Genomic DNA, 13367 nt, shown 5'->3' on the forward strand with positions numbered 1-13367 from the left:
TCGCGCCGGGCGGGCGAGCTGTTGCCCCATGTGGAGAGGTGGCCGGGGAGTGTCTGCTTCTGCGAACAGGTGTCCGACCCATGGTCGGACACCTCGGCAAGGCTTGCCGCCCCCTGTGAACATGCCCGGCGCCCATGTCCAACCAAAGGGACGGGTCAGTCCAGGGCCGCCCGCAGCAGCCTGGCACGCAGGGCGGAGGCCTGGCGACCGTCCCGTGCGGCATCACCGCGGAGGGCCAGGTGGGCGGGCGCCAGGCTGAGCAGGAGGCGCGTGAAGGGGCCGGGCAGGGCGGGCAGCTCCCAGCCGGCTTCCTTCAATTGACGGCCCAGGCGGAGCAGGGAGAGCTGCTCGACCAGTTCCGGATAGCCCATCAGACGGGCAGCGCGGCAGAGGGCGAGGGCTCGCAGGACGCGGTCCTCCACCTCCAGGCGGCGGTGCCGCTTGAGCTGGGAGCGGGCGGAGCGCTCCGCCTCCTCCAGCCGCCGGGCCGCCTCCAACAGGCGCCGCAGCGTGAGCAGCACCGGGCCCTCGGCGGGCGGGGCTTCACCGTCCGGCCAGGCATCGCCCCGCACATTCTCCAGCACCACGTAGTCGCCGAAGCCCTCCTGCCACGTGCGGTAGCTGAGGCCGCATTCGTAGAGCGGGTCCAGTTGCTCCTCGACCTGCCCCCACCAGGCCAGGGCCGGCAGGTGGAGCACGAGGGAGCCGTGACAGCCGCTCCCGCAGAGGAAGGGGTTGGCCACCAGGCGGCGGCCCGACTCATCCTTGGCCAGCCCCGCCCCGGCCTCCAGGGTCCGGCAACGCCCGTCCAGGTCGCGGGCCGCCTCTTCCAGCTCCTCCGGCCGGGCCCGCAAGCCCAGCCGCAGGTGGTCCTCGCCCACCAGCAGGGTGTCCCGCCCCTCGCCCTCCTCCACCACCAGCAGGGCCTCGCCGTGCCCCCAGTCGGCCGGCTCCTGCAGCCAGCGCTCGGAGAGGAACTCCCAGTGTTCCCCGCCCAACCTGGCCAGCAGGCCATGGCGGGGGGGCAAGCCCTGCGGCCAAAGGGTGGACGTCAATTCATCGCGCAGGGCCAGGCGGGCGGCCTCGGTCATCCGGGCGGGAAAGGCCCGACCGGGCAGGTTGAGCGAGACCTGCAGGCGTCCAAAGAGGAGCGGATGGGAGTCATCGGGCAGCCAGCCCGGCGACTCCTCGCCCAGGCGGGGGATCAACTCCTTCAGGGGGCCTCCTCCTGGTCGAGCCGGTCGCGGATGCGGGCGGCCAACTCGTAGTCCTCCAGCAGCAGGGCCAGACTGAGATCGCTCTCTGCGGGGGGGTGCTCCGTCCGCCGGGGGACCGGGCGGGCCCCATTCCCGCCGATCAAGCCCTCCAGGATCGCCGTGAAGCGAAGGGCGCAGGCCGGACAGCCGGCGCGGCCGCTGCGGGCGAAGAGTTCCCAGCCCAGGCCGCAGTCGGGGCAGGGCTCGGGCACTTGCCCCACGGGGAGCAGACGCCACCCGCTCAGCAGATGCAGGCCGGTGCGGGAGAGACAGGTGTAGCACATGCGCAGGTGATACGATCCGTCGCCTCGTTCGAAGGCGGCGGAGTGCTCGTTGCAGACCTGGCAAATCATCGGACACCTCCACGTGCGCGGCGGGCGTCCGCCCCCCGCTATCCGTTGATTCGGCCGTCTTCCAGTTCCAGAACGCGATGGGCGATCCGGGCCAGATGGGGGTCATGGGTCACCATGATGAGACAGCGGCCGGGTTCGGCCATGATCCCCAGGACGTCCGCCAGCACCCGGTCCGCTTGCAGGCGGTCCAGGTTGCCGGTGGGTTCATCGGCGAGCAGGATGGCGGGAGAGGGGACCAGGGCCCGGGCCAGGGCCACGCGGGCGCATTCGCCGCCCGACAATTCGACCGGGTGATGGGTCAGGCGGTGATCCAGTCCGAAGCGCTCCAGCCAGGTGCGGGCCTCGTGCTCGGCCCGGGCCGGATCCAGACCGGCGATCAGGCCGGCCAGTTGCACGTTCTCCAGGGCGTTGAAATCGGGCAGCAGGTGATGGGACTGGAAGACGAAGCCCACGCTGCGGGCGCGCAGCCGGGCGCGGGCGGCCTCGCCGCCGGCCCACAGGCTCTCGCCCAGCAGATGGACCTCTCCCGCGCTGGGGGCCTCCAGTCCTCCCAGCACATGCAACAGCGTGCTCTTGCCGGAGCCGCTGCGCCCCACCACCGCCAGGATCTCGCCGTCGCGGGCGTCCAGGTCCAGCCCCATCAACACGTCCACGGTTCCCCCCGGGTGGGGAAAACTCTTGCACAGGGCGCGGGCCGTCAGCAGCAGGTCATCCTTCATGGCGGATCACCTCCACCGGATGCAGGTTGCTGGCCCGCCAGGCCGGGTAGAGGGTGGCGAGCAGGCTGATGACCAGCGCGCTCAGCACCACCGTGACCACATCCGGCCAGCGCAGCTCCACGGGGAAGGTGCTGATGAAGTACACGTCCGGGGGCAGGCTGAGCAGCTTGAAGCGGATCTGCAGCCAGCAGATGAAGAGGCCCAGCGCGGCGCCCAGCAGGGTGCCCGTGCCTCCCAGCAGCAGGCCTTCACGGACGAAGATGCGCCGGATGGCGGCGGGGTCGGCGCCCAGGGCCTTGAGAATGCCAATCTCCCGCCGGCGCTCCATGGTGACCATGGTGAGGACGGAGATGATGTTGAAGGCCGCCACCAGGACGATCAGGCTCAGCATGATGAACATCATCCATTTCTCCAGCTTCATCATGCTGAACAGGTTCTTGTGCATGTCATACCAGGTCCAGGCGGCGAGGGGATAGTCCAGGCGCTCCATCAGCCAGTTCTTGGCCGCGCCCGCCCGCTCCACGTTGTCCAGGCGGATCTCCAGTCCCGTCACGAGGGAGCCCATGCGAAAGATGGACTGGGCCTCGGCCAGGCTGATGAAGGCGATGGCGTCGTCGAACTCGTAGATGCCCAGCTCGAAGATGCCGCTCACCTGGAAGCGGCGCACCAGGGGCTGGCTGTAGGTGGAGACGATGCCCGTGGGGGACAGCAGCAGCAGGGTGTCGCCCGTGACCACGCCCAGGCCGGCGGCCAGGTAGCGACCCACCAGGATGCCGGGCAGGCCGTCCTCCTCCCGCGCCTCCACCACCGGGCTGCCCTCGAGCAGGGACTCCGGGCGCTGCAGGACGGTGGCCAGACCCTCCGGCGTGCTGCCGCGGATGACCGCCCCCTCGCTCTCGCCGCGGAAGCGCAGCATGCCCTTGTCCAGGACGTAGGGATGGATCTCCCGCAGGTGCGGCAGGCCGGACAGCCGCTGGGCCAGGGCCTCGTGGTCGGCGATGCCGCGCTCGTGCCAGCTGCGCACGCGCAGGTGGGCGTCCAGCCCCACGATGCGTCCCTGGACCTCGCTCTCGAAGCCGCTCATCACCGCCAGGACGAGGATGAGGGCCGCCGTGCCCAGGAAGATGCCCAGCACGGAGAACCAGGTGACGACCGAAATGAAGCCCAGGTGGTGCCGTCCGCGCAGGTGGCGCAGGGCCACCGCCGCCTCCCAGCCGCCGCTCATGCCGGACCCTGGGGCCGCATGGTCGGGAAGAAAATGACGTCGCGGATGGACTCGGCCCCCGTCAAGAGCATGACGAGGCGGTCGATCCCGATGCCCAGGCCGGCGGTGGGCGGCATGCCGATCTCCAGCGCGCGGATGAAGTCCTCGTCCAGGGGGTGGGCTTCCGCGTCGCCGCGCTGGATCAGGGCGTGCTGCTCCAGGAAACGCTGTCTCTGGTCGATGGGGTCGTTCAACTCCGTGAAGCTGTTGCACAGCTCCTTGCCCGCCACCACCGCCTCGAAGCGCTCCACCAAGCGGGGATGCTCGCGGTGCCGGCGGGCGAGGGGACTCATCTCGCGCGGATGATCACAGACGAAGACAGGCTGGATCAGACCCGGCTCCACTAGTTCGCCGAAGATGGCGTCCACCATGCCGCTCCAGCCGGCCGTGGGCTCCACCTCCACGTGGTGCCGCCCGGCCAGCTTGCGCAGTTCGGGTTCGTCCATCTCCAGCAGGTCCTCGCCCGTCGCCTCGCGCAGCAGATCCATCAGGGTGGCACGCCGCCACGGGGGGGCCAACTCCACCTCGTGGCCGCGCAGGCCGACACGGGTCGTGCCGTGCAGTTCCAGGGCCAGACCACTGACCAGGGTCTCCACCAGGCTCATCATGTCCCGGTAGTCCTGGTAGGCGGCGTAGCACTCCAACTGCGTGAACTCGGGGTTGTGGAAGCGGTCCATCCCCTCGTTGCGGAAGTCCCGGGCGAATTCAAAGACACGGTCGAAGCCGCCCACGATCAGGCGCTTCAGGTACAACTCGTTGGCGATGCGCAAATAGAGCCGCATGTCCAGCGCGTTGTGGTGGGTGACGAAAGGGCGCGCCGCCGCTCCTCCGTAGAGGGGCTGCAGGATGGGGGTCTCCACCTCCAGGTAGCCCGCCATCTCCAGGTGCCGGCGCATGGCCGACACAATGCGGCTGCGCTGCTCGAAGACCGTCCGGGTGGACGGGTTGACCAGCAGGTCCACATAACGTTGGCGGTAGCGCTGATCCTTGTCGGTGAACTCGTCGAAAACCTGACCGTCCTTCTCCTTGGAGGAGGGCAGGGGGTGCAGGTTCTTGGCCAGCAAGCGGATATGACTGACTTCGATGGACCGCTCGCCGCTTTTCGTAACGAATGCTTTTCCATTCACGCCAACAATGTCGCCGATGTCAAAGAGCTTGAAGACATCGTAGATATCGGCACCCACGGCGTCCCGCTGGACGTAAAGCTGGATTTTCTCCCCGCCGTCGAGGAGTTCGGCAAAACTTGCCTTGCCCATTCTCCGCATGGCCATCAGGCGTCCGGCCAGGGCGAGGGCGCTGCCCGCCTCCGCCCATTCATCAAAGCGGGCGTGGACCTCCCCAACACGCTGTTCGCGGGTGAAACCGATGGGCCAGGGCTCGACGCCCAGCGCGCGGAGGCGCTCCAGCTTCTCACGGCGCTGCTGGAGCACGGGCGCCAGGCGCGGCCCCTCTTCGATGGACATGGTGTCGTCCCTCACTTGTCGGCGCGGGGCCGGTTGAGCACGGGATCCAGCAGGAAGCCGCGCACGAAGCGCAGCAGCTCCCCGCCCAGGACACCGGTCGTGTCGCTGGTCTCGACCCCCGTGCGGTGGTCCTTGACCATGTTGTAGGGGTGCAGCACGTAGCTGCGGATCTGCGAGCCCCAGGCGTTGTCCAGCTTGGTGCCCTCGAGCACGACCCGCTTGGCCTCCTCCTCGTCGCGCTTCTTCGCCAGCAGGCGGCTCTTGAGCATCTTCATGGCCGTGGCGCGGTTGCGGGACTGGCTGCGCTCGTTCTGGCACTGCACAACGATGCCGCTGGGCAGGTGGGTCATGCGGATGGCGCTGTCCGTCTTGTTGACGTGCTGGCCGCCCGCCCCCGAGGCGCGGTAGGTGTCCACCCGGATCTCGCTGGGATCGATCACGATCTCCGGGTCCTCCTCCTCCACCACGGGATAGAGGAAGACGCTGGCGAAGCTGGTGTGGCGGCGGCTTTGGCTGTCGAAGGGCGAGATGCGCACCAGGCGGTGCACGCCGATCTCGCTGCGCAGGTAGCCGAAGACGTTGGCGCCGCTGATCTCGATGGACGCGTTCTTGATGCCGGCCAGTTCGCCCGGCTGCTCGTCCAGCGTCTCCATCTTCCAGCCCTGGCTCTCGCAGAAGGCCCGGAACATGCGCAGCAGCATGCCCGCCCAGTCCTCCGATTCCGAACCGCCGGCGCCGGGGTGGACGGTGAGGATGGCGTTCTTCTCGTCGTCCGGCCCGCACAGCATGGTGGCCAACTCCAGCGCGTCGAGATCCGCCTCGAGGGTGCGCGTCAGCTGGGCCAGCTCCTCCAGCTCGTCCTCGGCGGACAGTTCAAGTAGGTCGGCGATGTCCCGGCATTCCGTCTCGACGTGCTGGTAGCGGTTGACCACCTGCTTCAGGCGGGCCGCCTCCTGCAGGATGGTGCGGGCCTGGGTCGGTTGCTCCCAGAAGTCCGGAGCCTGGCTGCGGGCCTCCAACTCATTGGCCTTCTCCTGGCGGCGATCGACGTCAAAGACTCCTCCGCAAATGCCCCAGCCGCAGCTCGCCCTGCTTCAGCACACGCTTGAGGTCGCTCTTGAGGATCGCCATCGTCGTCATGTCCTTTCAAGTGGACCGCCCGTGGGCGGATAGAGCCTGATCAACTCGGTACCCGGAAAGTAGTGGTCCAGGATGCCTGCGCAATCGAGACCGGCTTCGGCCAGGGCGCCGGCGCCCACCTGGCAGAGGCCGCAGCCGTGGCCCTCACCGGCGCCGCACAGGCTGAAGGAATGGGGCAGGCCCTCGGCGTCCTGCTCGGCGTGGACGCTGAAGCAGCTGCTGAGCAGCCGGCCCGGGGCAAGTGCCTCACGGATCTTCAGCTCTTTCTGCAGCCTCAGGTTGTGGCGGCTGCCGATCAGCTCCAGCTCGATGATGCGGCCCGAGACGCCCCGCTTGACGGGCACGATCTCATAGAGGGTGCCCAGGTCGACGCCGGTCTTGCGCAAGACGATCTGCTCCAGCTCGGCCCGCATGAAGACCTCCTTCCAGCGGAAGGTGCGGCGCGATCGTTCGAGCAGGGCGGGGTGCTGCGAACGGGTGACCCGGCAGAGACAATCCGCCGGCGGATTGAGGATCCAATTCCGCACCGCCGCCTCCCGGGCCAGGGAGACGCGCCGCGTGGTCGCTTCCGCCGTGTCCGGGCGGCCGCGCAGCACGGCCTCGGGCGGCGTGGACCAGACGTTCTCCTTGTGTTCGCCATGGCCGCCGCAGCAAGCGTGGACCACCGCGTCGCAGATCTCGTCCCGGCAAAGGATCACTTCGCCGCGACTCTCGTCCACGGCCCGGTCGCAATCCTCGTCGCGGTGGGTCAGACCGCTGTAATGGAAGCAGTGGCCTCCCGCGCAGAAGTGCCAATCCTCATTGCGATGGCGCATGCCCAGCATGGCCAGGGCCATGGAGCGAACCGCCACGGCGGCGGCGCGCTGGGCCTGGGAGGGAAAGCCCGTCTCCAGCTCGGCGGGCAGGACGCCCTTCAGCCACTCGTCCACCGCCAGCTCGTTGACCACGGCCAGCTGGCCATGGTTGTCCACCCGGAACTCGAGGTCACCGCTGAACCGCCGGTCCTCCAGCGGGCTGTCCGGCCAGCGCTCGCAGGGCAGGCGGAAGAGGGTGACGGCGCCCCCCGCCTCCGGCCGGATGCGCAGCCCCTCCCCCACTTCCTGGTCCAGCTCGAAGGACGCGTCGGTGATCTCCACCTGGCCGGCCGGCGGGATCAGACGTTCGCGCACCAGGCGGGGTCGCCACGCGTTCTGGAAATGGGTCATCAGCTCGGCCGCGGCGGCGGGATCTTCAAAGGAGCCGCAGACCACGCGGTATCGCTTGCGGCCCGGTCGCACCGTCGCGTCGGGCGCCTGGACAGCGCCCAGCTCCACGATGCGGGCCTCGTAACCCTGGGCGGCCAAGCGGCCCACCACCCGCCGGGCGGCGCGCGGGTCGGACGTGGCGGTCACGATGACGGCGTGGCGCAGGCTGGCCGGCACCCCGTTCTGTGTCCGCACCATCCAGCGGCGGTCGGAGGCATCCAGCCGGTGCAGCAGGTCCCCGGCCAGGGTCTCCAGACGGAAGGGTCCCTGGACCCTGATTTCGATCTTGCTCAAGCGCTCGGCCAACAGGACGCGGATGAGCGGCGCGGCCTTCCACGGCGTCGCCCTGGCATTCTTGCTCCTGCTGGTGCGAGCCATCGTCAGCATCCTTGGGTCGATATCCGGCTTTCCAGCGGTCTGATGCTTGCGCTTCGCACTTCCGGATCAATTCCTTCGGACATCCGCATGTTCAGCCGCCTTTCCGGAAAGTGCTTAATTTATCCAGCAAGGAGGCGGGAAGCAAGGTTGCCGGATCATTCCAATTCTGCCTCAAGCACATGGAATGGGCCACATATGGCATCATGTCACGGTGGGTTGTGGTACATGATCTTTAAGAAAGTAAGCTTTAGCTTATTTAATGGCAAGATTTTATAATTTTAGATTTTGCCTACTTATTAATCGTCATTACAAATCACATAACCCTGAAAAGGAAGGAAGACAACCAGCATGTGGATCAAAACCGGACCCCATCGTCTGATCAGCGCCCATGCCCTGCGGCTGGATAGCATCCAGTTGCGCCCCATCACCCACAGCGACAGTTTCGCCCTTCATTTCAAGGGCGCCGACGATCAGGTCGTGAACGTGGGAGTCGATTTGGAGAAGGCGGAAGCCCTCCTCCGCAAGATTGCCCGTGCTCTCGAACAGGGCGTGGGTTACCTGGACCTCAGTGCCGAGCTCTGATTCGGGCCTCAGCTGCCCGGCCGGTCCAGGGCCATGATCATGTCCACCCGGCGCTGGTGGCGGCCTCCCTCGTAGGGCTCGGCCAGCCAGGCCAGGGCCAGGGCCAGGCAGGCCTGTTCCCCCAGACGAGCTCCCAGGGTGAGGAGATTGGCGTCGTTGTGCCGCCGGCTGGACGTGACGCTTTCCAGCGACTCGCAGGCGGCCGCGCGCACGCCCGGCACCCGGTTGCAGACCATGGCCGAGGCCACGCCCACCGTGTCCAGCATGATGCCGCGGGCCGCCCCGCCGCCGGCCACCTCCCGTGCCAGGAGCGCGGCCCACAGGGGATAATCGGTGGGGGCGGGGTCGGGACAGCCCAGATCCCGCACCGTGTAACCGGCCTTCTCCAGCTCCCGGGCGAGGTGCAGGCGGCAGGCATAGCCGCCGTGGTCGCTGGCCAGGGCAACCTGGACGCGATCCCGCCGCGCCGGGTTCTCCCCCGCCTCGGCGGCCACCGGTCGCGGCAGGTCCTCCACCCATTCCAGCACGACACCCAACCGGTGGGCCAAATCCCGCGCCTCGTCGGTGAGGACGGAGCGGCCCCTGGGCAGCAGCAGCCGGCCGCCCCCGGCCGCGCCGGCCTCCCGCCTCACGCGTTCGGCCGTGATCAACACGACACCCGAATCGTGCCGCCCGACCGCAGGCCGCCTCATCCCCACCCCCCGTGGATGCGCCGGTAGTAATCGATGTACTCGAAGAGGCTCTGGGACCGCTCGTACCAGAAGAGGACGAGCAGGAGCGTGGCCAGCCCCAGCACTCCCATCAGGCCGAACATGCCGTAGAAACGGCCCTCGAAGGCGATGCGCAGGGCCTTGACAAGGCGGACCAGATACCAGGAGATGAGCACGGCCAGCAGGAAAACGGTGGGGATGCGAGCCGCCGGCGAAAGCATGAGGGGCTGGAAGACAATGCCGATGGGGATGGTGAAGAGCAGACTGGTGGAGCTCCAGGCCAGCAGCGTGATGGCCTGTCGAAGCGTGAAGCGGGCGTTGCTGAACAGGCCCAGCACGCGCAGGCCGATGGCGAAGAGGATCTGCCCGCCCAGCAGGGCCAGCGACAGTTGCGCCACGCTTTCCAGCGGGTTCCAGGCCAGGCGGTGGATCCAGTGGAGCAAAGGGTCCAACACCACGACCAGGCCCAGCAAACGGTCGAGAAAAGGGCTCTTGCGCAACAGATGGAGCCAGCCGGAACCCAGCAGGGCCATGGCTCCCGACACGACGACGAGGAGGAAGATGGCCTGCCCGAACTGGAAGACGCGACGGTCGCGGATGTCCGTGAAAAAGCCGTGGGAATGGATGAAGCTGCGGCGCAGGTTCTGCCCGAAGACGTTGTTCTGGCGCCAGCCGATGAGCAGCAGGATGAGCAGGCCAAAACCCACCAGGGCGAAAGCGGGAGGGTGGGGCGACTGGTACTCCCCGCGGCTGAGGGTGCCAGGCGCTCCCCCCGAGAAAAGATTGGCCACCTCCTTGGCCGAGGCGCGCGCCACGCGGTCTTCGGTGAAGAGGCCCTGCGTGACCAGCAGGGGGTCCTGGCCGGGTGGGGCGGCCAGCTGCGGCCGTCCGCCCCGCCAGTCGGCGTAGCCATGCACGATGGTGCCGGCGGGCGCGTCTGCCGCGCCGGATTTCCAGGCGGCCAGCGCCTGGCCCAAGGCCGACTGGAGGGCCCAGGCTTGGTGCAGCTCGCTATAGGGGTCCTCGTATCCGGCCAGGTTGCCCACCTCCACGGGCCAGCCCAGGCGCGACAGCAGGACGGGCCGGGCCAAGTCGGGAAGCTGCGCCTGCACATCCTGGCCGAAGGACTCCAGCAGCAGCAGATCCAGGCCTCGCAGCGCCTCCGCCCCCTCCGTGCCAGCACCGGTGAAGAAGCCACCAGCCGCCAGCAGGAACTGGCCCTCCGTGCGCAGGACCTGCAGGTCGTCGATCCAGGTGCGCGCCGCCGTCGTGCTGAAGTCCAGGCCGCTGCCCATGCTGAGGCCCAGCCAGCAGGCGCTGCCACGACTCTGGTGGACCAGCTCGCGGGCCTGGACGAGGGCCGCCTGGCGAAAGGCGGCGCGGGAGACAAGGCGGGGCGGCACCTGCCAGACCGGCAGCTCGCTCATGAGGAGGAGGCCCAGCTGGTCGCAAACCTGGCTGAGGGCGGGGTGGGGCGCCCCCCTCATGTGCAGTACCAGATTGACACCCATGTTCTTCATGGCCTCCAGGTCCCGCCTGAGTTGGGCGGCGGTAATGGCCATCCCCGTGGCGGGATGGTCGGCCACATAGGTCATGCCCTGGAGGAAGAGGGGTGCGCCATTCAGCCGCAGCTGTCCCTTGTCCAGATCCACCTGCTTGAGACCGATGGCCTGCCGGCGGCGATGGATCAGGCGCCCATCCTGGCTGAGGGAGAGGGTCAGTTCCAGCAGATCGGGATGATCGGGCGACCACAGCGGGAGGCGGGCCGACGCCGTCAGCAGCAGCTCCACTTCCTGGCTCTCCAACGGCCGGACCTGGATCGGCAACCGGACGGCGGCCAGCAGGGAACCGGCCGGATCACGCAGGGCGGCGTCCACCCAGAGATCCGGCGCGCGGCGCAGGCTGTCCAGTCCCAGCAATTCCTGGTTGCGCACACGCAGACGGAGCTGGAGGCGATCCCCCGTGGCCGGGAAGTCCCAGCGCAGGTCGCCCACGGTCAGGCGCGGGCTCTCAAGCAGCAGCACCTCCCGGTAGATGCCGCCAAAATGGGCCGGATCCCCGCTCTGGGTCTTGAGGGGAAGGGACTGGCGGGCCGACAGCCGGTTGTCGACCAGGACCTCCAGCTGGTTGGGCGGTCCGAATTGCAGGAAGCGCTCGGGGATCTCCAACTCGAAGGAGGCGGAGCCGCCCTCATGGCGGTCGAGGAACTTGCCGTTGACGAGGACCTGGCAGGTATAGGAAACGCCGCCGAACCAGAGCCGCCAGGAGGACTGCACCCCCGCCTCGGGCAAGGTGAAGCTGCGCTGGAAGCGGATCTCCCCCTCATGGCCGGTCCAGCAGGAGGGCACCAGGCACTCTCCGCCGCCCGGTCCCTCCGCCATGTTCCATTGCCAGGTACCGGACAAGTCGTGGACGCGAGCGTCCAGGCTGTCCAGCCGCGGCAGCCAGACAGCTTCCCGCCTCTCACCCGGACGTGGAAGGAAGTGCGGCTGGGCGCCCAGGCAACCCGCCAGCAACAGAATGACCAGCCAATGGATCGGGTGGCCCACCCGCGTGTCCCGTCAAAAGGAGACAGGCGGAGGGACTGCCGCCGCCTGTCTGTGTGTGTGTTGCAGGTGCCCCGGATGGTCGCACCGGGCGGTCGCTCAGGATCCGAAGGCCATCTTCTGGCCCATCTTGAAATCACCCATGGAAGGATCGATGGGATCGAAGCGCCAGCTGGAGATCTTCTGCTTGAGACAGGATTCCACCCGGCGCCCGGCGTTGGGATCGGACCACTTGGGCTGGGTCAGCTCCACATCGGCGACGGAGCCGTCGGCCTTGATGGTGAACTTGGCCAGGACCGAGCCCTTGAGCCCGCGATCCCGCTGCAGCTGCCGCTCGTAGCAATCCTTGAGGCCGGGCGAGTAGCCGGCGATGGCCGCGCGCAGGGCCTCGGCGCTGCGCGCCTGCTCCCCGGCAAACTTGCCGCTGCGGTCGTAGGTCTGCACTCCGCCCTCGAGCAGATCGCCCACCGTGCCGCCACCCACCGCCACATCCACGCCCGTCAGCGCGCCCTGCAGGTTGACTCCGCCCGAACCGCCGCCCTTGGGACCATCCGTCTTGAGGCGCCGGGCGTTCTCGGCGGCCTGGCCCGTCACCATGCCGACCAGCCCCTCTGTCGAGACGGCGCCGCCCCCCGTCACCTGGGCGGCGTCCACCAGGCCGCGCGCCGCCGCGCCTCCGCTGGAGCCCGTCACCAAGGCGATGCCGCCGGTGGAATTGACCAATTCCTGCGAGATGGCCTCCCGCCGGCTGGCCCGGCGCTCCGCCGCCGCGCCGCGCCGCGCCTCGGCCTGCTGGGCGCTGCCCTGCTGGCGCTCCACCGGCCGGTCCAGCACCTCGCGCTCCGCCCGCTCCTCCTGGCCGACCTCCGCCTGCTCCTCGACGACGTCGGTGGGCGTGGTCAACCCTTCCGCGATGGGGGCGGCGGCCTCGGGCGCCTTGATTTGCTCGATGCGCCGAAAGCGGGTGGCGAAGAATTCCTGGATCTCCTCCTGGCTCAGTTCCCGCACTTCCATCTGGCTGCCCACATAGAGGATGGCCAGCTCCATGAGGCCGAAGATCACGAAGAGCCAGACGGTCAGCGCGTCCAGCCCGGAGAAGGGCCTCTTGCGATAAGCCGCCAAGGCGGCAGGGGAAGCGGACACGGTCCTCTCCTAGTTGCTGCTCCGGACCACCACGAACTCCGTCATGTTGAACCCCGCCGAACCGCAGGTGGCCAGGACTTTGAGGATCGAGTTGTAATCCACGGCCGCGTCGGCCTGGATCGTGATCTCCCCCTGGAAGGGGATGCCGAAACGGGTCTCCAGGTCGCGGGCCTCGGCGGCCTTGACCAGCAGGAAATTCTCCAGGCCGCGCAGGATCATGGAGCGCGGATCGAAGGCCGCCGCCCCCGCCGCCTGGCCCAGCAGGCTGCCCGCGTCGTCGAGCAGTTCCTGGCGTTCGCCCCCGCTCTCCGTGAAGACGCCCGCCACGCCGCTCAGACGCCCCGAGTCCACCACGATGGAGAGAGCCTCGCGGGGCGTCGTGTTGATGTTGGAGGCGGGCAGTTCAAGCTGATCCACCTCCATCACCAGCGATCCACTCGCAGAGTAGCTCTTGATCAGGAAGAGGAGGACGATGGTGAAGAGGTCCATCATCGAGGTCAGCGGGATGCCCTGCGGGACCCCGCCCGAGCCTCCCCAGCGCCGCATGTTGCTTGGTGCCGCCACGGCGA

At 68.4% G+C, this 13367-nt stretch carries 12 protein-coding genes; 1 reads left to right on the top strand and 11 read right to left on the bottom strand.

Going from position 1 to position 13367, the window contains the following annotated elements:
• Positions 1 to 155: 155 nt before the first annotated feature.
• The 7 genes from Q8O14_02930 to Q8O14_02960 form a co-directional block, all read right to left on the bottom strand.
• Positions 156 to 1208, bottom strand: coding sequence for a hypothetical protein (locus tag Q8O14_02930; protein MDP2359694.1), 1053 nt, complete (start codon positions 1206 to 1208; stop codon positions 156 to 158).
• Between the two features lie 5 nt (positions 1209 to 1213).
• Complete coding sequence (locus tag Q8O14_02935; protein ID MDP2359695.1) at positions 1214 to 1609, bottom strand: hypothetical protein; 396 nt, start codon at positions 1607 to 1609, stop codon at positions 1214 to 1216.
• A gap of 38 nt (positions 1610 to 1647) precedes the next feature.
• Positions 1648 to 2328 (bottom strand): ABC transporter ATP-binding protein, encoded by a 681-nt coding sequence (locus Q8O14_02940; GenBank protein ID MDP2359696.1) that lies wholly within the window; start codon positions 2326 to 2328, stop codon positions 1648 to 1650.
• Positions 2318 to 3553 (bottom strand): ABC transporter permease, encoded by a 1236-nt coding sequence (locus tag Q8O14_02945; protein MDP2359697.1) that lies wholly within the window; start codon positions 3551 to 3553, stop codon positions 2318 to 2320. The genes Q8O14_02940 and Q8O14_02945 overlap by 11 nt, the downstream gene beginning before the upstream one ends.
• A complete protein-coding gene (gene lysS / locus Q8O14_02950; protein ID MDP2359698.1) occupies positions 3550 to 5055 on the bottom strand; it encodes a lysine--tRNA ligase in 1506 nt (501 codons plus the stop codon). The genes Q8O14_02945 and lysS overlap by 4 nt, the downstream gene beginning before the upstream one ends.
• 11 nt (positions 5056 to 5066) lie before the next feature.
• Positions 5067 to 6186 (bottom strand): peptide chain release factor 2 gene (gene prfB / locus Q8O14_02955; GenBank protein ID MDP2359699.1). Its coding sequence is split into 2 segments (ribosomal slippage): positions 5067 to 6107 and positions 6109 to 6186, totalling 1119 coding nucleotides; the frame shifts between segments, so codons are not numbered across the junction.
• A 5-nt stretch (positions 6187 to 6191) separates the two neighbouring features.
• Positions 6192 to 7817 (bottom strand): SpoIID/LytB domain-containing protein, encoded by a 1626-nt coding sequence (locus Q8O14_02960; protein ID MDP2359700.1) that lies wholly within the window; start codon positions 7815 to 7817, stop codon positions 6192 to 6194.
• 348 nt (positions 7818 to 8165) lie between these two features.
• On the opposite strand from Q8O14_02960, the gene Q8O14_02965 reads away from it, so the two are divergent.
• Positions 8166 to 8399: a hypothetical protein gene (locus Q8O14_02965; protein ID MDP2359701.1), complete on the top strand. Its 234-nt coding sequence runs from the start codon at positions 8166 to 8168 to the stop codon at positions 8397 to 8399.
• An 8-nt stretch (positions 8400 to 8407) separates the two neighbouring features.
• Here Q8O14_02965 and Q8O14_02970 read toward each other — a convergent pair whose 3' ends face one another.
• The 4 genes from Q8O14_02970 to Q8O14_02985 form a co-directional block, all read right to left on the bottom strand.
• Complete coding sequence (locus Q8O14_02970) at positions 8408 to 9091, bottom strand: RpiB/LacA/LacB family sugar-phosphate isomerase (GenBank protein ID MDP2359702.1); 684 nt, start codon at positions 9089 to 9091, stop codon at positions 8408 to 8410.
• On the bottom strand, positions 9088 to 11658 hold the full coding sequence (locus tag Q8O14_02975) for a glycoside hydrolase family 2 TIM barrel-domain containing protein (protein ID MDP2359703.1): 2571 nt from the start codon (positions 11656 to 11658) through the stop codon (positions 9088 to 9090). The genes Q8O14_02970 and Q8O14_02975 overlap by 4 nt, the downstream gene beginning before the upstream one ends.
• Before the next feature lie 96 nt (positions 11659 to 11754).
• Entirely contained in the window at positions 11755 to 12798 is a 1044-nt protein-coding gene (locus Q8O14_02980; protein MDP2359704.1) for an AgmX/PglI C-terminal domain-containing protein, read from the bottom strand.
• A 9-nt stretch (positions 12799 to 12807) separates the two neighbouring features.
• Positions 12808 to 13362 (bottom strand): biopolymer transporter ExbD, encoded by a 555-nt coding sequence (locus tag Q8O14_02985; GenBank protein MDP2359705.1) that lies wholly within the window; start codon positions 13360 to 13362, stop codon positions 12808 to 12810.
• Positions 13363 to 13367 lie beyond the last annotated feature (5 nt).

The sequence above is a fragment of the bacterium genome, from assembly GCA_030685015.1.
Taxonomy (GTDB): domain Bacteria; phylum CAIWAD01; class CAIWAD01; order CAIWAD01; family CAIWAD01; genus CAIWAD01.

Excerpts from the sequence above, each read along its gene's own strand:
- Q8O14_02965 (MDP2359701.1), top strand. The coding sequence starts at position 8,166 with ATGTGGATCAAAACCGGACCCCATCGTCTGATCAGCGCCCATGCCCTG.
- Q8O14_02960 (MDP2359700.1), bottom strand. The coding sequence starts at position 7,817 with ATGGCTCGCACCAGCAGGAGCAAGAATGCCAGGGCGACGCCGTGGAAG.
- lysS (MDP2359698.1), bottom strand. The coding sequence starts at position 5,055 with ATGTCCATCGAAGAGGGGCCGCGCCTGGCGCCCGTGCTCCAGCAGCGC.
- Q8O14_02945 (MDP2359697.1), bottom strand. The coding sequence starts at position 3,553 with ATGAGCGGCGGCTGGGAGGCGGCGGTGGCCCTGCGCCACCTGCGCGGA.
- Q8O14_02970 (MDP2359702.1), bottom strand. The coding sequence starts at position 9,091 with ATGAGGCGGCCTGCGGTCGGGCGGCACGATTCGGGTGTCGTGTTGATC.
- Q8O14_02940 (MDP2359696.1), bottom strand. The coding sequence starts at position 2,328 with ATGAAGGATGACCTGCTGCTGACGGCCCGCGCCCTGTGCAAGAGTTTT.
- Q8O14_02935 (MDP2359695.1), bottom strand. The coding sequence starts at position 1,609 with ATGATTTGCCAGGTCTGCAACGAGCACTCCGCCGCCTTCGAACGAGGC.